Below are 25,221 nucleotides of genomic sequence, written 5' to 3'. Positions count from 1 at the left end.
CAAAACAAAGGCCCGCGCTACCTTTGAAGTAGCCACGGGCCTCTGGATGGGGCGAAAGTCAGGCTTCAGACTTGTTCTTCAGCACTTGGCGGCCACGGTAGAAACCGTTGGGGCTGATGTGGTGACGCAGGTGCGTTTCGCCAGTGGTAGGTTCCACAGCAATGCCGGGCACATTCAGGGCGTTGTGCGAACGGTGCATGCCGCGCTTGGAAGGGGACTTTTTGTTTTGCTGAACGGCCATGATGGCTCCTGGTCTTGAATAGGTTGGTAAAAACGCGATCAGCCCATTAAGACACGAGGGGATTCGCGCGAAGCCCTCGATTATAACCCAAATGATTTTGGGCCCGATCAGACCGGAAAGGCTTCAGGACTTACCGTCCTTGCGCAGGCTTGCCAATGCGGCAAAGGGGTTGGGTTTGACCGCGCTGGCTTCCTCGAAATCGTCATCCGACGACGCCAGCGGGACCGCTGTGGGGCACTCGTCATGCTTGGGCACTACGGGCAGCGCCATCAGCAACTCATCTTCAATCAACTCGCGCAGGTCAAACTCACGACTCATGGCCAAGAGGTCTTCCTCGCTCTCGTCATCGAGCGCCTCTGCCGTCGCTTCGTCGGCAACGAAGCGGAACGCGCGGTCCACCTCCAGCGGGATGTCCACGGGCGTCAGGCAGCGCTGGCATTCCATGGGAAAACTGGCCCGCACCTTCAGGTGCAACCAGACTTGGCTCATCCCGCCCAATGCGGTGCGCAGTTCGCCTTCCGCCTGCCAGTCGACCAGCAGATCGGGGTGCAGGCCTTTGGCTTCCAGCGCCAGACGCTCGTACTTCAGCAAGGAGTCGTGCCCAGCCAGCTTGGCGCCCGCCTGTGCGAAGGCCTTGACATCGAGTCGCTGTGCGGAGAATTCCTTGGTCATGGTTGCAGTGTAAGAGAATCGGCGCATGCATCCATCCTCCCCCCTGCAACGATCCCTGGTATTGGGCTCCACCTCCCGTTACAGGCGCGAATTGCTCCAGCGGCTTGACGTCCCGTTCTCGGTGGCAGCCCCTGATGTCGATGAGACCCCGGCCCCCGGCGAGGCCCCGGGCGCCCTGGCCCTGCGACTTGCACTGGCGAAGGCCCGCGCCGTGTCGGCCCAGCATCCCGAGGCAGTCGTCATCGGGTCGGATCAGGTCGCTGACCTGCATGGTGCCCCGCTGGGCAAGCCCGGCCACCACGAGCGCGCTGTGGAACAGCTGCGGCAGATGCGCGGGCAGACCGTGGTGTTCCATACCGCGCTCGCCGTGGTGTGCACTGCCACGGGTTTCGAGCAGGTCGATACGGCCCCTGTACGCGTCAAGTTCCGCGACCTGAATGATGACGAGATAGAGCGCTACCTGCGCGCCGAGCAGCCCTACGACTGCGCAGGAAGCGCCAAGAGCGAGGGGCTTGGCATCGCACTGCTCGATGCCATCGAGAGCGACGACCCGACCGCGCTCATCGGCCTGCCCCTGATCCGCACCTGCAGAATGCTCCGAGCCGCGGGGCTCGTGCTGCCATGAACAGCAGCCCGACGCGATTGGGCACGCTGTACCTGGTGCCCGCACCGCTGGATTTTGGCTGTGACACGCAGGCCCCTCTGGAAGACGCCCTGCCCTCGGGCACGCTGCAGGCTGCCTCGCGCCTGACCCACTGGATCTGCGAGAACGCCAAAAGCACACGCGCCTACCTCAAGCGCATTGATGCCGTGCATCCGCTGGCCGCACCGCTGCAGCAGCAGGTGATCACCGAACTGCCGCGTGAGGTCCACAAGAAAGGTGACCACGGCGACAAAGGGTCTGCCCCGTTCGACGCCCGCCCGCTGCTGGCGGCTGCGCTGGGTGGTCAGGACATGGGACTGGTGAGCGAGGCCGGCATGCCCGCCGTGGCCGATCCCGGGTCATCGGTGGTGCGCGCCGCCCATGACCTGGGCATTGCCGTGGTGCCCCTGGTGGGCCCGGTTTCGTTGCTGCTGGCCCTGGCCGCCAGCGGGCTCAACGGTCAGAATTTTGCGTTTGTGGGCTACCTGCCGCAAGACAGCCAGGATCGGCAGCACCGCATCAAGGAACTCGAAGCCCTGGCTCACAAGACGGGCCAGACGCAGCTGTTCATCGAAACTCCCTACCGGAACGCTGCCATTTGGCAAGCGCTGGTGCAGGGGTTGCAGCCCCACACCCGTCTGGCGCTGGCCAGTGGGCTCACCCTTGCGCAGGCCCGGGTCCAGAGCCAGCCGGTTCACCAGTGGCGCCAGCAGTCTTTCACACCCGACAACCGGACCCCGGTAGTGTTCGCGCTGGGCCGCTAGTCATCAGATACGGTAAAGCGCCACGCCGACAGGCGGTGTCGAGCGCCGCTCAAAAGATAAACCCCGGTAGCGCAAGCCATCGGGGTTTTTGTTGGGCCGCTTGCCCGACGCAGGCAACGCAGGCAGTCGGCGCACCTCGCTTTAAAACCCGCTTACCGGAGCTGAGGCCCCGACAGTGCCAGCGATTTCGCTACGCCCACGCCCATCGCGGCGCCAAAGCGCTTGACCAGGCGCTCGGCCACGTTGTCGCGGCGGGTGTAGTCGATGATGTCCTCGGCCTTCACCACCTCGCGCGCCACGTAGTCCAGGTTGCCCAGCTTGTCCGCCAGGCCCATCTCCACGGCCTGCTGACCGGTCCAGAACAGGCCGCTGAAGGTTTCGGGCGTGGGCTTGAGGCGGTCGCCACGGCCGGCCTTGACCACGGCGATGAACTGCTGGTGGATCTGGTCGAGCATGGTCTGTGCATAGGCACGCTGCTTTTCAGTCTGCGGGCTGAATGGGTCCAGAAAACCCTTGTTTTCACCCGCGGTCAGCAAGCGGCGCTCCACGCCGAGCTTCTCCATGGTGCCGGTAAATCCAAAACCATCCATCAGCACGCCAATACTGCCCACGATGCTGGCCTTGTCCACAAAGATGTCGTCCGCGGCGGCCGCAATGTAGTACGCAGCCGAGGCGCAGGTCTCTTCCACCACGGCATAGATTGGCTTGTTGTGCTTGGCTTTCAGGCGCACGATCTCATCGTTGATGATGCCCGCCTGCACCGGGCTGCCGCCCGGCGAATTGATCAGCAGCACCAGTGCCATGGAGCCTTCGTCCTCCAGGGCGCTGCGCATGGCAGCCACCACAAACTCGGCACTGGCCTCGGCCCCCGAGGCGATTTCACCCTTGATGTCGACAACCGCCGTGTGCGGGCCTGTCTTGGCAGCGCTCGGGGCCGTCTGTCGCAGCGCGGCGAACAGCACTGCGGCAATCACGGCAAGCCACGCCAGCCGAAAGAAAATCTTCCAGCGACGCGCGCTGCGCTGCTCGTTCAGGGCGGCGAAGGCCAGCTTTTCCAGCGTAGCACGTTCCCAGCCGGGTTCACGCGATGATTCGCTCACAGGTGCTCCTGATTGTGTAGCTGCAGGCGCCCACAGGTCGGGCGCTGGATTGGTTTTTGGATCAAAACCGGACGAACTGGGGTTTTGGGGATCGGTCATATCAGTGAGCTTCGGACTTGCCGCTGCAAATGGCTGCCGTCCATGCCAGTGGCGTCCACTGCTGCAAGCGCTTGCGCATCAGGGTTAATCATCTGGCGTTTACTGGAACTCGACAGGCTGCAACGGGTGGTCAGTATGCCAGTGCACCACACCATCACTTTCCGTCAGGGCAATTTTCACCAGCCCACCCCGGCACGGTCCGCCTGCACACGCGCCTGTGGCTGGCTGGTAGGCCGCTCCGTGGGTGGCGCACAGCAGCCAGTTGCCGGTGTCGTCAAAAAACCGGTTGGGTTGGTAGTCCATTTCCATGGCAACGTGCGTGCAGCGGTTCAGATACGCATGCGGCACCCCGCGAAAGCGGATGGCAAAAGCCCGGCAGGTTTGCCCCGCGTAGACCACATCGAAGGGCACCGCATCGCCACCATCCTGCAGATCGGCGCTGTTGCACAGGGCGACTTTCAGTCCGTTTGAAGTCATGTCACAACCCTGGTAGTTTGAAAACGCGAGAAGACTCAGGCGTTTTCCAGAAGCCAGTCATGCATCTCGCGCACCGAATGCGCGATAAACAACGGCTGGAGTGCATGGAAAGCATCAGGCTCATGTGCACCGTAGCTCACACCCAGGCTCGCACAACCGGCATTCACGGCCATCTGCAGATCATGGGTGGTGTCGCCGATCATCAAAACGCGGTCGGGTGGCACGTCAAACTCGGCCATCAGTTCCTTGAGCATCAGTGGATGTGGCTTGCCCGCCGTCTGGTCGGCCGTGCGCGAGCCATCGAAAACACCGCGCAGGTCGACCGAATGCAGGGCCTCGTCGAGCCCGCGGCGGCTTTTGCCGGTGGCTACAGCCAGCAGATGTCCACGGTCACGCAGGTCGGCCAGCAGCGGAAGCACCCCATCAAACAGGCTCAGGTCATCCTGGTGCTGGATGTAGTGGAAACGGTAGCGGTTGCCCAGCTCGGTGTACTTCTCGGGTGGCACGTCGGGCGCGGCGTAGGCCAGTGCCTGCATCAGGCCCATGCCGATCACATACGAGGCTTCCTTGTCGGTGGGCACCGTTCCGCCCACATCCCGTACCGCTGACTGGATGCAGCGCACGATGATGGCGGTGGAGTCGAACAGGGTGCCATCCCAGTCGAAGGCAATCAGGTCAAAACGGCGCGAACGGGATTGGGTGGCTGGCATGGCAGAGCGGGTTACGCCTTGTCAGGCGGGGGCAGAAAATCGGACAGTTCGGGCGGAAGTTCGGCATTGAGCGCCACGCGTTCGCCGGTGGCAGGGTGGTTGAACTGTAACCGCCAGGCATGCAGGAACATGCGCTTCATCCCCAGCTTCTGCAGGCGCTTGTTGAGGTCGAAATCGCCATATTTGTCGTCGCCCACGATGCCGTGGCCCTGGCTGGCCAAATGCACCCGGATCTGGTGCGTGCGGCCTGTCTTGATCGTGACTTCAAGCAACGACATGGCTGGCAACCCCTGCGCCTGGCGAGCGGCTATCGTGCTGCGCATCTTGACCAAGGTGATCGAGCGCATCCCGTCGGGATCGTCGGCCGTGGTGACACGCACGCGGCGCTCCCCGTCGGCCTGCAGGTACTTGTGCAGCGGCAGGTCGACCACCTTCTTGTTGGCCGGCCAGGTCCCGGTCACCAGCGCGAGATACGTCTTGCCGGTCTCGCGCTCGCGGAACTGGTCCTGCAGGTGCGTGAGGGCCGAGCGCTTCTTGGCCACCAGCAGGATGCCGGACGTTTCGCGGTCCAGCCGATGCACCAGTTCCAAAAACCGCGCCGCCGGGCGCGCCTGGCGCAGCTGCTCGATCACGCCAAAGCTCACCCCGCTGCCGCCATGCACGGCCACGCCCGCAGGTTTGTCCAGCGCGATCAGGTGCTCGTCTTCCAGCAGGATCGGGAACTCGCGCGCAGGCGCCGGGCGCTCGGCCTTCTCGGCCACCTTGTCGGAGATGCGCACGGGCGGCAGACGCACCACGTCACCGAGCTCCACCCGGGTGTCGGCGCTGGCGCGGCCCTTGTTGATGCGCACCTCGCCACTGCGGATGATGCGATAGACGTGGGTCTTGGGCACGCCCTTGAGGTGCCGTATCAGAAAGTTGTCCAGCCGCTGCCCGGCCGAGTCTTCATCCACCTCGACCATCCGTGCCGCCGGCGCCGGGGCTGCCCCGGTACGGTCCGATGGGGGTTTGGCCCCTATAATGTGTTTCACCTGCGCGTTGCTTTGTAAGTGGTTGATTTGTCTGGAGTTTAGTCCACGCAACCCTTGCACTGGCGCAGGAAGGTCGATGCCAGCGGGCGTCGTGCTCGCAGATTGCAGGCCAGATGCCTGCGGTGGCCAGCGCGTCGTGCGGCGGGCTGACAGATTGAAACACTGATACGGAATCCCCCAAGCTGGCAGATGCGCCCTACCCGGATGCAGCCTGTCAGCGGATCAAAGCGAGCATGTGGCTGTTGATGAGCTGGATGGTGACCTTGTGGCGTTGGCTGATGCCACCGGCTGCACGCCCATATCTGGCTCCAGCGCCTGCACACCAAGCACAGTGCGCTACGTTTTTCGTAGCAAAACTGCGCCTCTCCCACTCGCCCCCATCCACGCGCCCCTGCCTTTCCCTGCTGCGCTAGTGCGCCGCAGGGTTCTGGCATTCCCGGCAATTCCCTTCGTTTCGATGCGTCAGTCCAGGCATTCACAGCTCCGGTAGAGCTTGTTGTATTGGTTTGGAACTGTGGGCGGCAGCCCGCGCAGCCTTTCCCCATGCTTGGGGTGGCCGCACCGCTGCTGTCCGCGAAACACTGAAGGAATCGCATCATGAAGCGGATGCTCATCAACGCCACGCAGCCCGAAGAACGGCGCCTGGCCATCGTCGACGGACAAAAGCTCCTCGACTACGAGATCGAGATTGAAGGGCGCGAACAGCGCAAGGGCAATATCTACAAGGCCGTCGTCACGCGCGTCGAGCCTTCGCTGGAAGCCTGCTTTGTCGATTATGGCGAAGACCGCCACGGTTTCCTGCCGTTCAAGGAAATCTCGCGCCAGTACTTTGCCCCGGGCGTGTCGCCCAGCCAGGCGCGCATCAACGAAGTGATCAAGGAAGGCCAGGAACTGCTGGTCCAGGTCGAAAAGGAAGAGCGCGGCAACAAGGGCGCTGCCCTGACCACGTTCGTCTCGCTGGCCGGCCGCTACGTGGTGCTGATGCCCAACAACCCCCGTGGTGGTGGCGTGTCCCGCCGTATCGAGGGCGAGGACCGTGCCGAGCTCAAGGAGGCGATGGACCAGCTGGAATACCCCAACGGCATGTCCATCATCGCGCGCACTGCCGGCATCGGCCGCAGCGCGCCCGAGTTGCAGTGGGACCTCAACTACCTGCTCAAGCTCTGGAACGCCATTGATGGCGCCGCCAAGGGCGGCAAGGGCGCTTTCCTGATCTATCAGGAATCCTCGCTGGTGATCCGCGCGATCCGCGACTATTTCAACAACGACATCGGTGACATCCTCATCGATACCGACGACATCTACGAACAGGCGCAGCAGTTCATGGCGCACGTCATGCCCGAGCATGCCGCCCGCGTGAAGCGCTACCGCGACGACGCCGCCCTGTTCAGCCGCTTCCAGATCGAGCACCAGATCGAGTCGGCCTACGCCCGTACCGTGCAGCTGCCCTCGGGCGGCGCCATCGTGATCGACCACACCGAAGCGCTGGTCAGCGTGGACGTGAACTCGGCCCGCGCCATCAAGGGCGGCGACATCGAGGAAACCGCCACCCGCACCAACCTGGAAGCTGCCGACGAAGTGGCGCGCCAGATGCGCCTGCGCGACCTGGGCGGCCTGATCGTGATCGACTTCATCGACATGGAGGAGAGCAAGAACCGCCGCGAAGTGGAAAACCGCCTGCGCGACGCGCTGCGCCAGGACCGCGCACGCGTGCAGTTCGGCACCATCAGCAAGTTCGGCCTGATGGAAATGAGCCGCCAGCGCCTCAAGCCCGCTTTGAGCGAAGGCTCGTCCATCCCCTGCCCCCGCTGCGGCGGCGCAGGCCATATCCGCGACACGGAATCGTCGGCCCTGCAGATCCTGCGGATCATCCAGGAAGAGTCGATGAAGGACAACACGGCCGCCGTGCACTGCCAGGTGCCGGTGGAAGTGGCTTCGTTCCTGCTCAACGAAAAGCGCACCGAGATCGCCAAGATCGAACTCAAGCAGCGCGTGGCCGTGCTGATGGTTCCCAACAAGACGCTGGAAACCCCCAACTACCGCCTGGAACGCCTGAAGCACGACGACCCGCGCCTGGACCACATTGAAGCCAGCTACAAGCTCGCCGAAGACGTGGAAGACCCCACCGCCGTGACACGCCGCTCGCAGGAGCCCACCAACAAGCAGACGCCCGTGATCAAGGGCGTGCTGCCGGACGCACCGGCCCCCGTGGCAGAGCCCCGCCCCGAAGGCGCGGCCCGCCCACCGCGTGCTGGCCAGCGCCCTGCGCCAGCCGCCGCAGCACCTGCACCCGTGGCAGCACCCGCACCGACTCCGGTGGCTGCGCCACAAGAGCAAGGCTTCTTCGGCTGGATCAAGAGCCTGTTCGGTGGCGGCAGCGCACCCGCTGCGGCACCGGCACCGGTGGCTGCACCCGCACCCGCCGCCACACCCGAAACCACCGGCCGGGGCGAACCCCGCCGTGATGGCCGTAGCAGCGAAGGCCGCGGCCGCCGCGGTGGCCGTGATGGCACCCGTGATGGCGCCCCACGCGATGGCCAGCGCGAAGGTGGCCGTGAAGGCGGCGCACCGTCTGAAGGCCGCGGCCGCCGTGGCGAACGCTCGGCCGAAGGCCGCGCACCCCGCGATGGCGAACGCCGCCCCGAGGGCAGCGAAGCGCGCGAACCCCGCGAGCCGCGTGAACCCCGCGAAGGCCGCAATGGCCGCGAGGGCGGCCGCGAAGGTGGCCGTGGTCGCCGGGATTCCGAGCCCCGCAGCAACCAGGCTGCATCGCTGAACGGCGAAACCGGCACGCAGGGCCAGGTCGAAATGCCCGGCGGCAACGGCGCTGCCACCGATGCTGGCGCTCCACAGCAGCCCCGCGGCGAGCGCGGCCCCCGCCGTGAACGCGGCGAACGCGGCGGCCGTGGCGAGCGCACAGAGCGCGGCGACCGGGCACCCCGCTCGGCCGAAGGCCAGGACGCCGCCAATGCGGCACCCGCCAACGGCGCCGCCGACTTTGTGGACACCGCCCCGCTGGCCAGCCTGCCCGACCTGGACCTCTCCGGCAACGAAGTGACCACCGGGAGCGCCGCCACCGAAGAGCAGCGCCGCGAGCGCCGCTCACGCGACCGCTACGGCCGCGACCGCCGCGAACGTGGTCCGCGCGATACCGCTGGCTCGGCTGCACCTGCAATGATGGACTTTGACCCGACCGTGGCCGCCAGCGCAGACAGCGCAGCGGAACCGGCGCAGGAAGAAGCCCCACGCCGGAGCTACTTCAACACTGCTGCGGCTGCGCAGGGTGATGCGGCTGATGCGCCTGTTCAGCCTCCTGTACAGGCGCCATCGGCCGCCCATGCGCCCTTGGCTGCGCCAGCTCAGGTGGCATCTGCCGCCGCAGCGGCAGCGCCTGTGGCGGCGGCCCCCGCTCCGGTAGCACCCGTGCAGGCTCCTGTGCAGGCGCCCGCACAGGCTGCTGCCCCGGTGGCAGCGCGTGCGCCCGCACCGGTCGCTCCCCCGGCAACGCCAGCCACTTCGGCAACTGCAAGCGCAGCCAGCAACGGCATGCCCAAGGTCCAGGGCTTTGAACTGCCCCTCGATGCGCTGCACCAGGTGGCATCGTCGTCGGGCCTGCAGTGGGTGAACTCTGACGCGGCCAAGGTGGCAGCGGTGCAGGCCTCCATCGCCGCCGAGCCACAGCCCGTGCGCGTGCCCCGCGAGCGTCCTCCCGCGGTCGTCATCGACGAAGGCCCGCTGGTGCTGGTGGAAACCCGCCGCGACCTGTCGGCCATGAAGCTGCCGTTCGAGCAGCCACCGGCCGCCTGATCGAGGCAGCCTCGCGCCCTGGTGCTCTGGCACCGTGCGCAGCGCAAAAAGGCGGCTTCGGCCGCCTTTTTGCTTGTACAACCAAGGCACCCATAACCCCGCGGTCCGGTCGCCATACTGCAGCCGGTACCATTTCGGCGGCCCGCAACCAGGCACTCGGCCTGGCGCACTGCAATGCGGTGATCGGCCACCCAGGCCCTTTGCCTGACCGGTTGCCGGTTTGTCCGTTTCCCCTTTCTCACGCGTCGTCATCGCCATGCTTTTCCTGCTGTCTCCCGCCAAGTCGCTCGACTACGACACGCCGCTGCCCGATGACCTGCCGCACACCACGCCGCAGTTCGTGCCGCAGTCCAAGGCGCTGATTGAAGTGCTGCGCCAGAAGTCGCCCCAGGAAATTGCCTCGCTGATGGATCTGAGCGACAAGCTCGCTGCCCTGAACGTGGCACGTTATGCCGCCTGGACGCCGCGGTTCACGGTTCGCAATTCGCGGCAAGCCCTGCTGGCGTTCGATGGCGATGTGTACGACGGCCTGCAGGCGCGGTCGCTGGATGTACAGGACCTAGCCTGGGCCCAGCAGCATGTCGCGGTGCTCAGCGGGCTTTATGGCGTGCTGCGGCCACTTGACCGCATGCAACCCTACCGGCTTGAAATGGGCACGCGACTGGGCACCGATGCGGGCAGCAACCTCTACCAGTTCTGGGGTCGCCAGATTGCCGACCACCTCAATGCGCGGCTGCGGGCCGACACCACGCCGGTCGTGGTCAACCTTGCGTCGCAGGAATACTTCAAGGCGGTCGATCTGTCGGTGCTCAAGGCGCGGGTGATCGAATGCGTGTTTGAGGACTGGAAGGGCGGCACGTACAAGATCATCAGCTTTTACGCGAAGCGGGCCCGCGGGCTGATGGCGCGCTACGCCATCACCCACCGCGTGGCCACGCCGCACCAGCTGGAGGCGTTTGGCCTGGACGGCTATGGTTTTGCACCGGGCGTCTCCACCGCAGAACGGCTCGTGTTTCGCCGCAAGACACCGTAGACGACCCGAGGTCATCATGGCAGACGCGGCGCATGCCTACGGCTGCACCGGGCCGTCTATTGCAGGCTCGGCAGCGTCCGGCACCGCGAAACCCTCACAATGCGCCCCTGATACTTTTCTGCCTGGAACCGCACACACACTGCCATGTCTTCAAGCATCCAAGCCAACCGCACCACCGCCCAGTCCGTCACGCCCGAGTTGCGGCGCTGGATCATCGAACAGGCCCAGGCCGGCTTTGCCGCGCCGGTGGTGCTGCAATCGATGCGCGATGCCGGGTGGGACGAGGACGTGGCCGCGCAGGCGCTGGAAGTCACGCTGCAGGACCACCTCAACGAGCTGGCGGTGCAGCAGGGGCTGCCCGCCGCCGTGCCGGTGCCGGAGCCTGCTCTGGACGAATCCCCTGCCCTGCTCGATGCGGACGATCGCCAGGTGAGCGTGCTGCTGGCCATGGCGCAGCCGCGCATCGTGGTGCTGGGCAACCTGCTGTCTGACGAGGAATGCGAGGCGCTGATCGCCGCGGCCGAGCCCCGCATGGCGCGCTCGCTCACGGTGGCGACCAAGACCGGCGGCGAGGAGGTCAACGACGACCGCACCAGCGACGGCATGTTCTTCCAGCGGGGCGAGTCACCGCTGCTGCAGCGCATAGAGCAGCGCATTGCGCAACTGCTGCAGTGGCCCGTCGAAAATGGCGAAGGCCTGCAGGTGCTGCACTACCGCCCCGGCGCCGAGTACAAGCCGCACTACGACTATTTCGACCCCGCCGAGCCGGGCACGCCCACCATCGTCAAGCGCGGCGGGCAGCGCGTGGGCACCCTGGTGATGTACCTGAACACGCCTGAAAAGGGCGGCGGCACCGTCTTTCCCGATGTGCATCTGGAGGTGGCTCCGCAGCGGGGCAACGCGGTGTTCTTCAGCTACGAACGCGCCCACCCCAGCACACGCACGCTGCATGGCGGTGCTCCGGTGATCGCCGGGCACAAGTGGATCGCCACCAAGTGGCTGCGCGAACGCGAATTCGTCTGATTCGGCATGATTTCAAGCCAAATCGGGCTATAGCCCAGGCAAATCAATGGCCAATAGCTATACTTTTAATAGCAAATCAAGAGATAGACAATGAACACGCCAGAACAATCACAACTGGGCAAGGCGTCGGCATACGTCGACCAGTACGACGCATCCCTGCTGTTTCCCATTCCGCGCGCCGGCAAGCGTGCCGAGATCGGCATCACCGGCGCGGCGCCCTTTTTCGGGGCCGACCTGTGGACGGCGTTCGAGCTCTCGTGGCTGAACCTGCGCGGCAAGCCGCAGGTGGCGCTGGCCCACATCACCGTGCCCTGCGAAACACCGAACATTGTCGAGAGCAAGTCGTTCAAGCTGTACCTCAACAGTTTCAATAACACCCGCTTTGCCGACGCGGCCGAGGTGCAGGCCCGAATCCGTGCCGACATCAGCGAAGCCGTGTGGCGCGGTGCCGAGCACCCGGCCACGGTGGGCGTCAAGCTCATCGGTGCTGACCTGTTTGACCAGGAGCCCGTGCACGAACTCGACGGCCTGAGCCTGGACCGGCTGGACGTGGAATGCACACGCTACGAGCCTGCGCCTGACCTGCTGACCGCCGAGTTCAACGAGACACCGGTGACGGAAGTGCTGACCAGCAACCTGCTCAAGAGCAATTGCCTCGTGACAGGTCAGCCTGACTGGGGCAGCGTACAGATCAGCTACAGCGGCCCGCAGATCAACCAGGAAGGCCTGCTGCAGTACCTGGTGAGCTTTCGCAACCACAACGAATTCCACGAGCAGTGCGTCGAGCGCATCTTCATGGACGTGTGGACGCGATGCCGCCCCATCAAGCTCACGGTATATGCCCGCTATACGCGCCGCGGCGGGCTCGACATCAACCCGCTGCGCACCAGCCACCCGCAGGGTCTGCCGCGCAACGTGCGCACGGCACGCCAGTGAAAGGCGGCAGGACGCGGGGAACTGCCCGGTCCGCGGCAGGGCCTCTGCAGGCGCTTCAGAAAAGCTCGCCGTTTTCCATGGCTTCGATCTGCTTGCGCTGGCGGCGAGCCGCCGTGCCGGTGGTTGCCCGCAGAGGCAGACCCTCGGACCCGGCCGCAACCTTTGGGGCGGACTCGTCGCCCACACGCACCAGCCCGCTGGCCCGCACGCCCAGCAACCGCAAGCGCCTGTCCAGCGGCACGCGCTTGAGGCACTGCCCCGCCAGCTGCCGGATGGTGGCCGCGTCTGCGGTGTACGCCTCGGCCGTCTGGTCGCGCGTGGCAATTTTGAAGTCGTCGTAGCGCAGCTTGATGCCGATGGTGCGCGCCACATAGCCCTTGCGCTCCAGGTCCTGGGCCACGCGCACGCACAGGTCGGTGAAGATGCGGGACAGCTCGGCCCGGTCGCGTACGGCGTGCAGGTCGCGGTCAAACGTGGTCTCGCGGCTCATGCTCACCGGCTCGCTTTCGGTCACCACCGGGCTGTCGTCCTGGCCCCAGGCCACGCGGTGCATCCACGCGCCGGTCGATTTGCCGAACTTTGCGATCAGCCACTGCGGGTCTTGCGAGGCCAGCTCGCCGATGGTGTGGATGGCCAGCCCCGCCAGCTTCTCGCCCGCCTTGGGGCCGATGCCATTGATCTTGCGCACATGCAGCGGCCAGATGCGGGTCTGCAGGTCCTCCTCATACACGATGGAGATGCCATTGGGCTTGTTGAACTCGCTGGCCATCTTGGCCAGCAGGCGGTTGGGCGCCACGCCGATCGAGCAGGTCAGCCCCGTCTTCTCGAAGATGCTTTTCTGGATGAGCCGCGCCAGCACGCGCCCGCCCTCGCGCTGGCCGCCGGGCACGTCGGTGAAGTCGATGTAGACCTCGTCCACACCCCGGTCCTGCATCACCGGCGCGATGTCCAGGATGGCGGCCTTGAAGGCGCGCGAATACTTGCGCACCTCGTCAAAATCCACCGGCAGCACGATGGCCTGCGGGCACAGCTTGGCCGCCTTCATCATGCCCATGGCCGAGCCCACGCCAAACTGCCGCGCAGGGTAGGTGGCAGTGGTGATCACGCCGCGGCCGACGTAGTCCTTGAGCAGCGGAAAGTCCTCGACCGGGATGAAGCACGGCTCACGCGGCCCCGTTCCGTCGGGGCCTTGCAGCAGCAGGTCATCCACCTTGCGGCGGCCCCCGCCAATCACCACCGGCAGTCCTTTGAGCTGCGGGTAGCGCAGCAGCTCGACGGAGGCGAAAAACGCATCCATGTCGAGGTGCGCGATGCGGCGCAACCGGCCGCCTGCGGCAGAGGCCTGCTGGGCGCGGGGGTCGTCCTTGTCGATAGCGGGTTCGGTCACGCCCACCATTTTGCGCGGCAGCCAGACAGGCTGCTGACAGGCCAGCAGTTCATTGCCGCGCCATGGCCGCGCTGCGAATGCCCTGCAGCGTGCCCGTGGGCGTGATGGCCTCGGGATCGATCAGGCAGTGCAGCACAGAGGGCAGGCCACTGGCGCGCGCGCGGGTCAGGGCCGGCGCGAAGTCTTCGGTGCATTCGACCCGCTCGCCATGGCCGCCAAAGGCCTGGGCGTAGGCCTTGAAGTCGGGGTTCTTCAGCTGCGTGGCGCTGATGCGGCCGGGGTACTCGCGCTCCTGGTGCATGCGGATGGTGCCGTACATGGCGTTGTCCAGCAGCACCACGATGAGGGGCAAGCCGTACTGCACGGCGGTGGCAAATTCCTGCCCGTGCATCAGAAAGTCGCCATCGCCGGCAAACACCACCACCTCGCGCTCGGGCCACAGGCGCTTGGCACCTACACCCGCCGGCAGGCCGTAGCCCATGGAACCACTGGTGGGTGCCAGCTGGCTGGCGTAGGTGGTAAAGGGCCAGAAGCGGTGCACCCAGGTGGCAAAGTTGCCCGCACCGTTGCAGAAGATGGTGTTGGCCGGCAGCGTGGACTTGAGGTGCTGCATGACCTGGCCCATCTGCAGGTTGCCGGGGATCTGGATGGGGGTGGGGTCACTCCACAGCACGTATTCAGACCGTGCCATCTCGGCGTGGGCGTGCCACGCCACGGGCTCCTCGGGCCGGACCTGCGCCAGCGCTGCTGTAAATGCTTGTGGGGTAGCGTGGATGGCCTGTGCGGGCCGGTACAGCTTGCCCAGTTCATCCGCATCGGCATGCACATGCACCAGCGGCTGGGCGGGGTTCGGAATGGCAAACAGCTCGTAGCCCTGCGACGGGATTTCGGACAGCCGCCCGCCCACCACCAGCACCAGGTCCGACTCGCGGATGCGCGCCAGCAGGCGCGGGTTCACGCCCAGGCCGAGGTCGCCGCTGTAGCACGCATGGTTGGCCGGGAACAGCATCTGCCGCCGGAACGAGCAGTACACCGGCAGAGACCACGCTTCGGCAAAGGCTACGAACTCGCGCACGGCCTGCTTGGACCAGCGGCTGCCGCCCAGGATGGCCACCGGCTGGTGCGCGGCTTTGAGGCGCTGGGCCAGCTCAGCCATTTGCGCGCCACCGGCGTGCGTTTCCGTCACCTGGTAGGGCAACGCATCGGCCACGGTGGCGGCTTCGGTCAGCATGTCTTCGGGCAGCGCCACCACCACGGGGCCGGGGCGGCCCGAGGTGGCCACATGGAAGGCGCGGGAAATCAGCTCGGGCACCCGGGCCGCATCGTCAATCTGCACCACCCACTTGGCCATGGTGCCAAACACGGCGCTGTAGTCCAGCTCCTGGAACGCCTCGCGCCCCATGGCGCCACGCGCTACCTGGCCCACGAAGAGGATCATGGGAGTCGAGTCCTGGTGGGCGATGTGCACACCGGCCGACGCGTTGGTGGCACCCGGGCCACGCGTCACAAAGCAGATGCCGGGCTGGCCGGTGAGCTTGCCCTGCGCCTCGGCCATCATGGCGGCGCCACCTTCCTGGCGGCACACCGTCACGGCAATGCTGGCGTCGTGCAGGGCATCGAGCACGGCCAGATAGCTCTCGCCCGGCACGCAAAAGAGTTGCTTCACGCCGTGGGTGATGAGCTGCTGCACCAGAATCTGGCCGCCGGTACGAGGTGCATTGCTGTCAGGCAGGGAGGGCTTGGTCATGTCAGGCGTCCACAACAGATAAACAGAAAAACAAGGGCTCAAAGGTGGGGTGAAGTATGCGTCCGCCTGCGCCTTGCACGGTACCCCAGCACAGGCAAAGCGCAGGTCCGCTGGCCGTTCGGCAGCGGCACTCCCACATCGTCGCCCGGAGTGCGAGTCCGTCGATCAGATCACGTTCTTTTCACGCAGCGGCGCATTGCGGCCAATGCGCTCAATGGACAGCGGCGACAGGTCCAGCGTCTGGTACTGCCCGGTCAGCATCAGCTCTGCCAGCCCGCGCCCCACGGCCGGGCATTGCTGCAGGCCATGGCCCGAAAAGCCGTTGGCAAACACCAGGTTGTCGCACGCCGAATGCAGGCCCACGATGGCGTTGTGGTCAAAGGTGTTCATCTCGTAGTAGCCCGCCCAAGCGCCCTGCATGCGCAGCGCCTCGAAGCCCGGGATGCGCTCGGCGAGCGTGGGCCAGATGCGTTCCTCGAAGGCCGCGTATTCGGGTTCCAGCGGTGCAAAGTCGGCATCGTTACCGGCATCGGGCGCAAACCCGCAGATGAAGCCCCGCCCTTCGGGCCGCAGCCAGATACCGCTGGTGTCGATCAGCAGCGGGCAACCGGGCAGCGTTGCCGGGCTGGCCAGGTGGAACACCGTACGCCGCTTGCCGACCACGGGCAGGCCAATGCCCGCCCAGGCCGCGACGGTAGCAGCCCAGGGCCCGCCGGCGTTCACGGCGTAGCGGCAGGGCAGCACAGCACCGCTTTGCAAGCGCACCGCATTCACATGCTGCACGCCATCGCTGGCGACCATGTCAAACCCCACGGCCTCGTCGGCCACGTAGCGCACGCCCTGGCTCTGCGCCTTCTTGCGCAGGGCCGTGAGCAACAGGTAGCCGTCAAACCAGCCCTCGCCCGACAGGCCCAGCGAGCCCAGGGCCACGTCCTGCAGCGCCAGCCAGGGAAACCGCTCGGCCAGTTGCGCCGGGCCCAGCAGCGCCACATCGGCGCCGTGCTGCCTTTGCAGCGCGTGGTTCTCGCACAGCGTGGCTTCGCCTGTGGGCGTGGCCAGGTACAGGTAGCCGCCTTCGTGCAGGCCGATGTCGGGCACATCACCGTCGCAGGCCAGCAGCGTGCCCACGTTGCGTAAGAAGCCGATGCCGTAGGCCGAAATCTCGATATTGATATCCGTCGAAAACTGCTGCCGGATCGAGCTGGCCGACAGCGCCGACGAAGCGCGCGCATAGCTCGGGTCACGCTCAACCACGGTCACGTTGGAGCCGGGCTGCTGCATCGTGAGGAAGTAGGCAATGGCGCTGCCGATGACGCCACCGCCGATGATGACGATGGATTGGTAGGGAGAACTCATCCAGACATTTTCCACACGAAACCGGCGCTCTGCGTCGGGCATGACGGCCACGCACGCTGCGAGGGAGAGCATCATCACCGTACGACCGGCCTGGCCCACAGCCTCGCTGGAGCCACGCCCCCTCCGGCATCGCTATCCACTGACTGTCAGATCAGCCGTGTCGGCCGTGCGTCGCGGGCAGGCACGCATCCACCAACGCCGCAGCGCGGGCGAATTCCAGCGAATCAAGGTAACCTTGCAGCTCGGCCACGCGGGCCGGGCCCCACCAGCGTTCCACGGGGCCCGACAGCTCGGTCCAGGCATCCAGTGCGGCGAGATCGCGGCCTGCCAGTGCCTGGCGAAACCGCCCGATCCGCGCTGCCAATGCCGGGTCTTCAACCACCTGCTCAACGGCGGGACCGTCTGGTATCACGGCCCCGGGGGCCGGTGCGGCCAATGCCGCGCTGAGCACTGCCCTCCATTCCTTCACCGCGTGGCGCAGACGGGGCAGCAGCGACGCAACCGTGGCGCCGTCGCCCTCCCGGGCTGCTTTTTCGGCACTCGTCACCATGTCGTACAGTTCCAGGGCTCCCATCGATCCGGCCATGCCCTTGAGATCATGCAGCGCGGGCACAAGGGCTGTCAGGTCGTCGGCCAGGAACACCCCCGTTGATTCGGGCAACGCATCTACAAGGCCAAGGATCCGCCGCGCCAACTGGAAGAACAGCGGCGGGTGGACCTTAAGCCGGGCGTGAGAGACAGCCGCAGATACGCCCGCAAGGCGCGGCCAGTCATCGGGGACCACCTGCGCCGGCATCTGCGCTTGCGAAACAGGCGCGGCCAGCCCGCCGGGCGACGCCACATCGGCATCGGCGTTGGCATCGGCATCGGCATCGGCATCGGCGTTGGCGTTGGCGTTGGCGTTGGCGTTGGCGTTGGCGTTGGCGTTGGCGTTGGCGTTGGCGTTGGCGTTGGCTTCAGCTGCGGCTGACAGACAGCGCCGGATCGTGCGCACCAGTGCGGGGGGATCGAATGGCTTGCCCACCACCGCATTCATGCCGGCTGCCAGCGCTTGTGCCTGCTCGGAGAACGACACTCCCGCGGTAAGGCCGATCACAGGCAGGTGCGCAATCGCAGGGGTGGCGCGCATCTGGTGGGTTGCATCCAGCCCGTTGAGTACCGGCATGTGCACATCCATCAGCACTGCGTCATAGGCGCCGGAACGGGCCTGCAGCTTTTCCAGCGCGGCCTTGCCGTTTTCGGCCACATCGACCACCGCACCTTCGGCCTGGAGCACCCGCGTTGCGACTTCCTGATTGATGTCGTTGTCATCCACCACCAGCAGCCGCACCCCCGCCAGGCCCTGTGCACCCTGCAGCAAGAGGTCCGCATCCGTGGCCACCGGCATGGCGCTCCTGCGCATGGGCAGCGTCACGACAAACTGACTGCCTTCGCCCGGAGTGCTGTGTACTTGCACAGACCCACGCATCATCTCGGCCAGCTGCTTGACGATGGACAGGCCCAGCCCGGTACCACCATAGCGACGCGTGGTAGACAGATCTGCCTGCACGAAGGGCGAAAAGAGGCGCTTGCAGGACTCTTGGTCTATGCCGATACCGGTATCTGCCACGCTGATGCGCACATCCACAAGATCGGCATCACCCGTTTCGTCCGCTGCATTGCCCGAAAGGCGTTCGACCGCCAGGCGCACCTCGCCCTGCTCGGTGAACTTGATGGCGTTGCTCAGCAGGTTGATCAGGATCTGATGCAGACGGGTACTGTCGCCCTCCAGTGGCGCCGGCAGGCCTTCATCGAGCTGCACGACGAGCGACAGCCCCTTGGCGGTGGCCTGCAGCTCGACAACGGCAGCGGCTTCGCGCGCGATCTGGTTCAGGTTCAGCGGCATCTGCTCCAAGGCCATCTCGCCTGCCTCGATCTTGGACAGGTCCAGGATATCGTTGATCACCGCGAGCAGTGCCTTTCCAGCCACCTGCAACCGCGTGAGCATGCCCTGCTGCTCACGATTGAGCGCGGTGCGGGCCAGCAGGTAAGACAGGCCCAGCACCGCATTCATGGGCGTGCGGATTTCATGGCTCATGTTGGCCAGGAACCGGCTCTTGGCCTCGCTGGCCGCGTTCGCCTGCTGCATGGCGACGCGCAGCGACTGCTCCTGGACCAGCTGCTGCCGAATGTCGGAGGCAATCGCCAGGTAACCCGTGAACTGCCCTTCCACGTCCTCCATGCGCGTGACCGCGAGCGACACGGGAATCCTCTTGCCATCCGAGCGCACCAGGTACCACTGGCCTTGCGCCTGCCGGGTAGCGCGCTGCACCCATTCGGCAGAGGATGGCCCGCCGGGCTGGGGCACGCTGCCAGTGTCATGCGCTTCAGCATCCGATTCGGCTGGCTCCTGTTCGAGCAATATCCCGGCGTCCAAGCTCCCGATGGCGGCCTCGGCCTTTATGCCCAGGAGTAGTTCCGCTCCGCGGTTGAGCAGCGACACCACGCCACGGGCATCGGTCGCCACGATGGCGACCTGGGTGGAAGCCTCCAGCACCGCGCGCAGCAAGGACAGGGTGCGCTGAAGCTCTATTTCCGTGCGCTTGCGGTCCGTGATGTCAGCGCGTATGGACACGAACTTCTCGACCTGACCCTTTGCGTCGATGAAGGGCGCCACCACGCTGTCCACCCAGTAAAGGGAGCCGTCCTTGGCACGGTTGCACACCTCCTTGCGCCAGCTCTCGCCGCCGCGCACGGTCTGCCACATCTGCCCCCAGAACTCCGGGCCATGCACGCCCGAGTTCACGATGCGGTGATCCTGGCCCAGCAGTTCATCGCGGGTGTAGCCCGAAAGACGGCAGAAGGCCGCGTTCACATCCACGATGCGCCCCAGCGGGTCCGCCACCGACACCACCATGTGGTGGTTCAGCGTTTCCAGCATGGCCGCGTTGTCCCGCTGGGCTGCAGCCAGCTGCATGCGACTCTCCGTCAGCTCGGTGACATCGTGCACAAACGCGTAGAACCCCATCACGGCACCATCCTGCAAGTCAGGCAGGTAATGCACCAGGGTGTGGCGGGCGGCGCCGGTTCCTGAAGCCGGATGTGTCTGCTCGAACCTGCGGGCCTCGCCAGCCAGCGCCGCCTGCGCGTGGTGCAGCGAGGCGTCGAACAACTGTGGCCCGATCAGGTCGCGCATGTGCATTCCGTCAACCTGGCGGGGGTCGATATGGAACCAGTCCCCGTAGGCCCGGTTGGCCACTCGGTTGCGAAGGTCGGGGCCCCAGTAGCCGATCTGGGACGGCATGGCATCCAGCACGGTCTGGAGCGCATGGCGTGCCAGTTCCAGGTCAGCCGTGCGTTCACGCACCTGGTCTTCGAGGGTGGCATTGAGCTCGGCCACCTGGCGTGCAGCGGCACGAACCTCCCGCACGTCACGCACGGTCTTCGCCAGCCCTACTACCCGCCCCCCGCTGTCCGTAATGGGGCCTGCCGATATGGAGACCTCGATCAGGCTCCCGTCGCGGTGGCTGCGCACGGTGTCGTAGGCCTTCACGCGACTGCCCGCCGACACCAGTGCCAGCATCGATGCATCTTCCTTCTGCAGATCCGGGGGCACCAGCAGTTCCTGGGCCGTGAATCCCAGGACCTCGTCCGCGCTGTAGCCGAACAGCCGGCGGGCGCCATCGTTCCAGTCGGTGATAACGCCCTGCAGCGTCTGGACGATGATGGCGTCTTCGGAGCCCTCCACGATGGCGGCGCGGCGGGCCCGCTCCAGCCGCTGTACGCGCCCGCGGTGCACAAGATGAAGCATGGCAACCACCAGTGCCATCATCAGCAGTCCAACGACTCCCACTTCGGCAGCCTTGCGCTCTGGCGTGGTCTGTCGCAACGAATCCACAAACTCGCGCGTGGGCTGGAGGTCGGCTTCCCACTGGCGCCCGACCATGTACAGGGACACCGTGCGTTCGCGCGCTCCGGGCAGCGCAGGGGCGGGCGCAGGGCCGTACAGCCAGACACCTGGCGGCGACGCCTGGTCGCGCAAGGCCATCGTGAAGTGGTCGAATTCTTCGTCGATGTCGCGAAGCACCTCGGCAACGTCAAGTGGCGTGTAAACCCAGCCCACCAGGGCCCGTTCGCGCGATGTCGGGGTATTGGTGGGCATGCCGTGGCGATAGACGGGCAGCAGAAGCAGCAATCCGGAGGTGCTCCCCCTGTCGCTTTGCAGCAGCGAGATCGGGCCTGTCAACGCGGGTTCGCCAGTCTGCATGGACGCCATGGCCGCGGCGTAACGCGCTGGCTCCGACGCAATATCCAGCCCAAGCGCCTTCAGGTTGCGCTGCAGCGGCTCTATGTACTGGATCACGAAGCTATCCCCGTCGTTGGGCTGAATCCGGCGTACCTCAAAGCCGGCCCCAGCTTCCTCGCGGGCCTTTGCCAGAAAGGCGGGCATGGCGTCGGGTGTCACCCTGCGAATCCAGCCAAACCCGAGAGCTCCCGGAAACTCCGACTTGAAGTCACGGCTTTCTGCATAGCGTGCAAAGGCAGACCAGTTCAGCCCATCGCCCACTGCGGCTACTGCGCCTCGTGTGCCACGCAATCCGTATTCGTACTGCTGCATGCGCAGCACCACCTCGCTGAGCACCCGGGTTCTGACGACCTCAAAACGCTCGGTGATCTCTGTCAGGTTCTGATGCCGCTGCACAACAAACGCTGTGCCCATGGCCACCAGCGTGATCAGCCCCGCAAGCGCCGCAACAACGCGCGGCCTGGCGATCCACTGCAAGCGCGCGTCGCTGCCGGGCCGGGCACGCGGCTCCATGGCTCAACCTTCATCCAGCGTGCACCAGCGGTTCCTGCCTGCGGTTTTTGCGGCGTAGAGGGCTTCGTCGGCCGCACGCATCAGGGTGGCCGTTGCGCTGCCCTCAAACCCGGCGGCGGAACACGCCGACACCCCAATGCTGGCCGTCACATGCGGGGCGGTGGGCGAATCGTCATGCGGTACCGCCAGCGCGTGGACGGCTTCGATGGCCTCCTGGGCCACCCTGCGGGCGCCTGCCAGGTCGGTGGCTGGCAGCAGCACCGCAAACTCCTCTCCGCCCACGCGTCCCACCAGGTCCGCCGGGCGCCTGGCCACGGAAGCGAGCGCGCGGGCCACAGCCTGAAGGCAAACATCCCCCGCCGGATGCCCGTGACAATCGTTGAAGCGCTTGAAGTGATCGACATCGACCATGAGCAGCGCCAGCGGGGTTCCCTCACGCGCGTTGCGCTCCCATTCGAGCCTGAGCATGTCGTCGAAATGCCGGCGATTGGCCACACCGGTCAGCCCGTCCGTGCACGCCATCAGGCGCAGATCGTCCGAGAGCGTCTTGATGCGCAGCTGGGTACGCACGCGCGCCAGCAGCAGCGCCTCGTTCACCGGTTTGGTGATGAAGTCCACCGCACCGGCTTCGAGCCCGCGCACTTCGGCAGCCGTGTCACCATTTCCCGTGAGGAAGACTACGGGCACCGTGTTGAGCGACGCATCAGCCCGAATGGTTTCGCACACCTCATAGCCACTCATCCCCGGCATTTCCGCATCCAGCAGGACAAGATCCGGACGCTCCTCGCGCATCAGCTGCAAGGCCTCAGCCCCGCCGGTGGCGAAGCGCAGCCGGGCAACGCCCTTGAGCATCCGGGCCACGAGCTGAATCAGGGTGGCGTTGTCGTCAACGATAAGAATGTTTGTCTTCATGGGAGACAGCGGCATAAAGACGCTCAGCTAAATATATTTATCATCTTAATTTCGTGTTTTTATCACATTTTATGAAATGGCGCGCAGAGACCGTCGTCGCGCGGAAAAATCGACGCCGCGTTGTGGACTTTTACGGACTGGCTTGAAACGCCTTGCGGCGCGGCCGAAGGCCACCCCGCTCACGGACGGGGCTGGCCCTGCCAGAGGCAGCTAGTGGAGGTGCACGGCAGCAGCGGGCGCCTGGCTGTACGAGCCCATGGGCCCGCCAGCTGGCGCGGCCGGCGGGGCACGGCGCACGCGGGGCACCACGCTCAGCTGCACGGTGTCGAGCACCGGGCCGGGCACGACCGCAAGTGACTTGCGGGGCAGGTCGACCAATTGCTCGGCGTGCCACACGCGCACCTGGGCCGTGCCATCTGGTACGGCGGGGAAACGTGCGATGCCGTCGTTGTCGGTCTTGAGGGTCCAGGCCGAGTCGGTCACAAAGATGTGACCGCGCATGGAGCCGTGCAGGTGGCAGCCCAGCAGCACGACGCCTGCGCTGTCGAGCTTCACGTCGGCATGGTTAGCGGGTTTTCCATCGGCCTTGCCAGACAGACGCAGCTCGAAGTTGGGGATCGCGGCTGCACCGCCGACAGCGGCCTGCGCGCCGCCCGCCGGGGTGCTGGCTGAGCCGCCCGAGGGATTGCCGCGCACATGGTGGTCCCAGCGGTCCTGGTTGGTAAAGCGCACGGTCGAGCCCGGCGCCACTACCGTTACGGCCGGGACAAAGCGCATTTTTTCCTGGTCGATGGTGGGGCTTGCCTGCAGCAGGCTGGGCGGGCTGCCTGCTGCACTGCCGGGGTACAGCACCACCACGGCGTCCGGTACGGGCTTGCCGTCGCGGTCCAGCACCTGAATTTGCACATTTCCGGCGCTGGCGCTTGCAACATAAGCCGCAGCAGCTACTAAAAAGATAGCGTTTTTCATGATGTGCTGCGTTACCGTACGGTGATCACGTCACGGTGCATGGGGGCCAGCAACGCCAGCAGGCGGTTTTGCTGCGCAAACGGAATGCCCTGGGCGTCCATCGAGACCTGCAGCACCTCGACCAGCGCGTTGAAGTGTCCCTTGTTGATGTCCATGTCGGCATGGGCCGATTTCATGTCGGCGCCTTCGTACTTGCAGGGGCCGCCGCTGAGCTGGCAGACCTGGTCGGTCAGGCTTTCCTTGAGCGCTGCGGGCTTGGTGTCCTTGAAGTGGTTGCCGATGCGCGGGTCTTTCACCACGCGGTTGACGAAGTCGTCCATCAGGCGGGTGATGCCAGCCTTTTCGCCCAGCGCCTGGTACAGGCCGGCAGGGGCAGCGGTGGCGGCCGCTGCCGCCGCAGCAGGCTCTGAAAACGCGGGGGCGGCCAGCAAGCTGCTCAGGGCCACGGCAAGAGCTACGAATGTTTTGGGGTGCGTCATGAAATGTTCCTCAGAAGGCGACTTGGGCCGACAGGTAGTAGCCGGTCTGCCGGCGGTCGTTGGTGATGCCGGGCACGATGCGGCCCAGGTCCACATACGCCAGCGTGAACGACAGGTTCTTGCTGGGCGCCCAGGCGATGAAAATGTCTTTCCAGTCGTCTTCGCGCAGCGCCGTACCCAGGCCGGCCGCGGCACCCAAGGCCTGCAGGTTGTTGGGCTTGAAGCGGTATTCGGCGCCCACGGCCAGGTTCTTGTTGATGAGATAGGCCACCGAAAACTCAGGCTGCAGGCTGCGGCTGTTCTTGCCGGGCGCGGCCGAGCCAAACCCCAGCAGCCCGTTCTGGTTGGCGTTGGTGTAGCGCAGCGTGCCGTTGAGCAGCAGGCTCTTGTCGAGCAGCAGCTTGGTGGCGCTCACATACACGTCGGTGCCACTCCTTTTGGTGCCGAGAAAGTCCAGCACCGATCCGATGCTGCCCGGACGGGTGCGTTTGTGCTCGATGCCCACGGCCACCTGCGGCACCCAGGTGTCGGCGTCCAGCACGGCATCGCCCAGCACCTTCACCTTGATACCTACCACGTCCATCTTGATGTGCTGGCCGGGCGTGACGCCGAACGGCGCAATGCCGTTGAGCGCAATGGCGGGGGATGCATCGAAATCCTGGCGGGCCAGCGAGAGCTCCACCCGGTCGTACAGGCCCACGGCCACACCGTAGCCGTTCAGGCTGTAGTCCTGCGTGGCGGCACGGGTGGCGTAGCCGCTGAAGCCCACCTCGCCTTCGGTGGCGTTGGTGCCGATGACGGCCCAGGGAGTCAGCCCGCCACCGGCAGATCCGGCAATGGTGTTCACCCCGCCGGTGAGCAGTAGTTTGCCGGTATCGGCCTGAACAGTGCTGGCAGCCAGTGCGAGGCATGCCACCCATGCCAGTGACGGGATCGTTTTCATCTTCATAGGGGCTCCTGTATTTGTTAGCAATTGCTTCAGCCGTACAGACTACGATGACCGGCACTGGCTGGATTCAACAATTTCAAAAGCCGGA

At 65.7% G+C, this 25,221-nt stretch carries 20 protein-coding genes; 6 read left to right on the top strand and 14 right to left on the bottom strand.

From position 1 onward, the window contains the following. Positions 1-58: 58 nt before the first annotated feature. Positions 59-241 (bottom strand): 50S ribosomal protein L32, encoded by a 183-nt coding sequence (gene rpmF, locus ACTPOI_RS07720; RefSeq protein ID WP_005794249.1) that lies wholly within the window; start codon positions 239-241, stop codon positions 59-61. A gap of 123 nt (positions 242-364) precedes the next feature. After that, on the bottom strand, positions 365-913 hold the full coding sequence (locus tag ACTPOI_RS07715) for a YceD family protein (RefSeq protein WP_440107985.1): 549 nt from the start codon (positions 911-913) through the stop codon (positions 365-367). Between the two features lie 25 nt (positions 914-938). Between ACTPOI_RS07715 and ACTPOI_RS07710 the strand changes: the two genes are divergently transcribed. After that, on the top strand, positions 939-1,538 hold the full coding sequence (locus tag ACTPOI_RS07710) for a Maf family nucleotide pyrophosphatase (RefSeq protein ID WP_440107983.1): 600 nt from the start codon (positions 939-941) through the stop codon (positions 1,536-1,538). Continuing rightward, positions 1,535-2,320, top strand: coding sequence for an SAM-dependent methyltransferase (locus ACTPOI_RS07705; RefSeq protein WP_440107981.1), 786 nt, complete (start codon positions 1,535-1,537; stop codon positions 2,318-2,320). Before ACTPOI_RS07710 ends, ACTPOI_RS07705 begins: the two co-directional genes overlap by 4 nt. Before the next feature lie 152 nt (positions 2,321-2,472). Here the strand turns inward: ACTPOI_RS07705 and ACTPOI_RS07700 are convergent, their stop codons facing one another. The 4 genes from ACTPOI_RS07700 to ACTPOI_RS07685 all read right to left on the bottom strand — a co-directional run bounded on the left by ACTPOI_RS07700 (position 2,473) and on the right by ACTPOI_RS07685 (position 5,737). Beyond that, a complete protein-coding gene (locus ACTPOI_RS07700; RefSeq protein ID WP_440107979.1) occupies positions 2,473-3,519 on the bottom strand; it encodes a S49 family peptidase in 1,047 nt (348 codons plus the stop codon). A gap of 99 nt (positions 3,520-3,618) precedes the next feature. Further along, positions 3,619-3,996 (bottom strand): Rieske (2Fe-2S) protein, encoded by a 378-nt coding sequence (locus ACTPOI_RS07695; protein ID WP_440107977.1) that lies wholly within the window; start codon positions 3,994-3,996, stop codon positions 3,619-3,621. A 35-nt stretch (positions 3,997-4,031) separates the two neighbouring features. Further along, a complete protein-coding gene (locus ACTPOI_RS07690) occupies positions 4,032-4,706 on the bottom strand; it encodes an HAD family hydrolase (protein WP_440107975.1) in 675 nt (224 codons plus the stop codon). An 11-nt stretch (positions 4,707-4,717) separates the two neighbouring features. Then, entirely contained in the window at positions 4,718-5,737 is a 1,020-nt protein-coding gene (locus tag ACTPOI_RS07685; RefSeq protein WP_440107973.1) for an RluA family pseudouridine synthase, read from the bottom strand. A gap of 597 nt (positions 5,738-6,334) precedes the next feature. On the opposite strand from ACTPOI_RS07685, the gene ACTPOI_RS07680 reads away from it, so the two are divergent. From ACTPOI_RS07680 to queF, 4 genes are all read left to right on the top strand, one after another. Continuing rightward, entirely contained in the window at positions 6,335-9,544 is a 3,210-nt protein-coding gene (locus tag ACTPOI_RS07680; protein ID WP_440107971.1) for an Rne/Rng family ribonuclease, read from the top strand. A 256-nt stretch (positions 9,545-9,800) separates the two neighbouring features. Beyond that, the gene (yaaA, locus tag ACTPOI_RS07675) at positions 9,801-10,577 is read left to right on the top strand and encodes a peroxide stress protein YaaA (protein WP_440108290.1); all 777 of its coding nucleotides are present in this window, start codon (positions 9,801-9,803) and stop codon (positions 10,575-10,577) included. A gap of 144 nt (positions 10,578-10,721) precedes the next feature. Further along, the gene (locus ACTPOI_RS07670) at positions 10,722-11,600 is read left to right on the top strand and encodes a 2OG-Fe(II) oxygenase (protein ID WP_440107969.1); all 879 of its coding nucleotides are present in this window, start codon (positions 10,722-10,724) and stop codon (positions 11,598-11,600) included. Between the two features lie 90 nt (positions 11,601-11,690). Continuing rightward, positions 11,691-12,536: an NADPH-dependent 7-cyano-7-deazaguanine reductase QueF gene (gene queF, locus ACTPOI_RS07665; protein ID WP_440107967.1), complete on the top strand. Its 846-nt coding sequence runs from the start codon at positions 11,691-11,693 to the stop codon at positions 12,534-12,536. 55 nt (positions 12,537-12,591) lie between these two features. Here the strand turns inward: queF and ACTPOI_RS07660 are convergent, their stop codons facing one another. From ACTPOI_RS07660 to ACTPOI_RS07625, 8 genes are all read right to left on the bottom strand, one after another. Next, positions 12,592-13,833, bottom strand: coding sequence for a Y-family DNA polymerase (locus tag ACTPOI_RS07660; protein WP_440108289.1), 1,242 nt, complete (start codon positions 13,831-13,833; stop codon positions 12,592-12,594). A gap of 139 nt (positions 13,834-13,972) precedes the next feature. Then, complete coding sequence (locus ACTPOI_RS07655; protein WP_440107965.1) at positions 13,973-15,670, bottom strand: thiamine pyrophosphate-binding protein; 1,698 nt, start codon at positions 15,668-15,670, stop codon at positions 13,973-13,975. Between the two features lie 165 nt (positions 15,671-15,835). After that, positions 15,836-17,026 carry an NAD(P)/FAD-dependent oxidoreductase gene (locus ACTPOI_RS07650; protein WP_440108288.1) on the bottom strand — a complete coding sequence of 397 codons (1,191 nt, stop codon included), beginning with the start codon at positions 17,024-17,026 and terminating at the stop codon, positions 15,836-15,838. Between the two features lie 151 nt (positions 17,027-17,177). Next, positions 17,178-21,824: a PAS domain S-box protein gene (locus ACTPOI_RS07645; RefSeq protein WP_440107962.1), complete on the bottom strand. Its 4,647-nt coding sequence runs from the start codon at positions 21,822-21,824 to the stop codon at positions 17,178-17,180. 3 nt (positions 21,825-21,827) lie between these two features. Next, positions 21,828-22,736: a diguanylate cyclase domain-containing protein gene (locus tag ACTPOI_RS07640; protein WP_440107960.1), complete on the bottom strand. Its 909-nt coding sequence runs from the start codon at positions 22,734-22,736 to the stop codon at positions 21,828-21,830. A 210-nt stretch (positions 22,737-22,946) separates the two neighbouring features. Continuing rightward, positions 22,947-23,705, bottom strand: a complete 759-nt coding sequence (locus tag ACTPOI_RS07635) for a cupredoxin domain-containing protein (RefSeq protein WP_440107958.1) — start codon at positions 23,703-23,705, stop codon at positions 22,947-22,949. Positions 23,706-23,716: 11 nt separating this feature from the next. Beyond that, positions 23,717-24,184, bottom strand: a complete 468-nt coding sequence (locus ACTPOI_RS07630) for a group I truncated hemoglobin (RefSeq protein ID WP_440107956.1) — start codon at positions 24,182-24,184, stop codon at positions 23,717-23,719. A gap of 10 nt (positions 24,185-24,194) precedes the next feature. Beyond that, positions 24,195-25,133 (bottom strand): DUF3034 family protein, encoded by a 939-nt coding sequence (locus ACTPOI_RS07625; protein WP_440107954.1) that lies wholly within the window; start codon positions 25,131-25,133, stop codon positions 24,195-24,197. Between the last annotated feature and the right edge of the window lie 88 nt (positions 25,134-25,221).

This window comes from Acidovorax sp. BL-A-41-H1, from assembly GCF_051942715.1.
The sequence above is the reverse complement of the archived record's forward strand: the minus strand, read 5'-3'. Positions and strand labels throughout refer to the sequence as shown.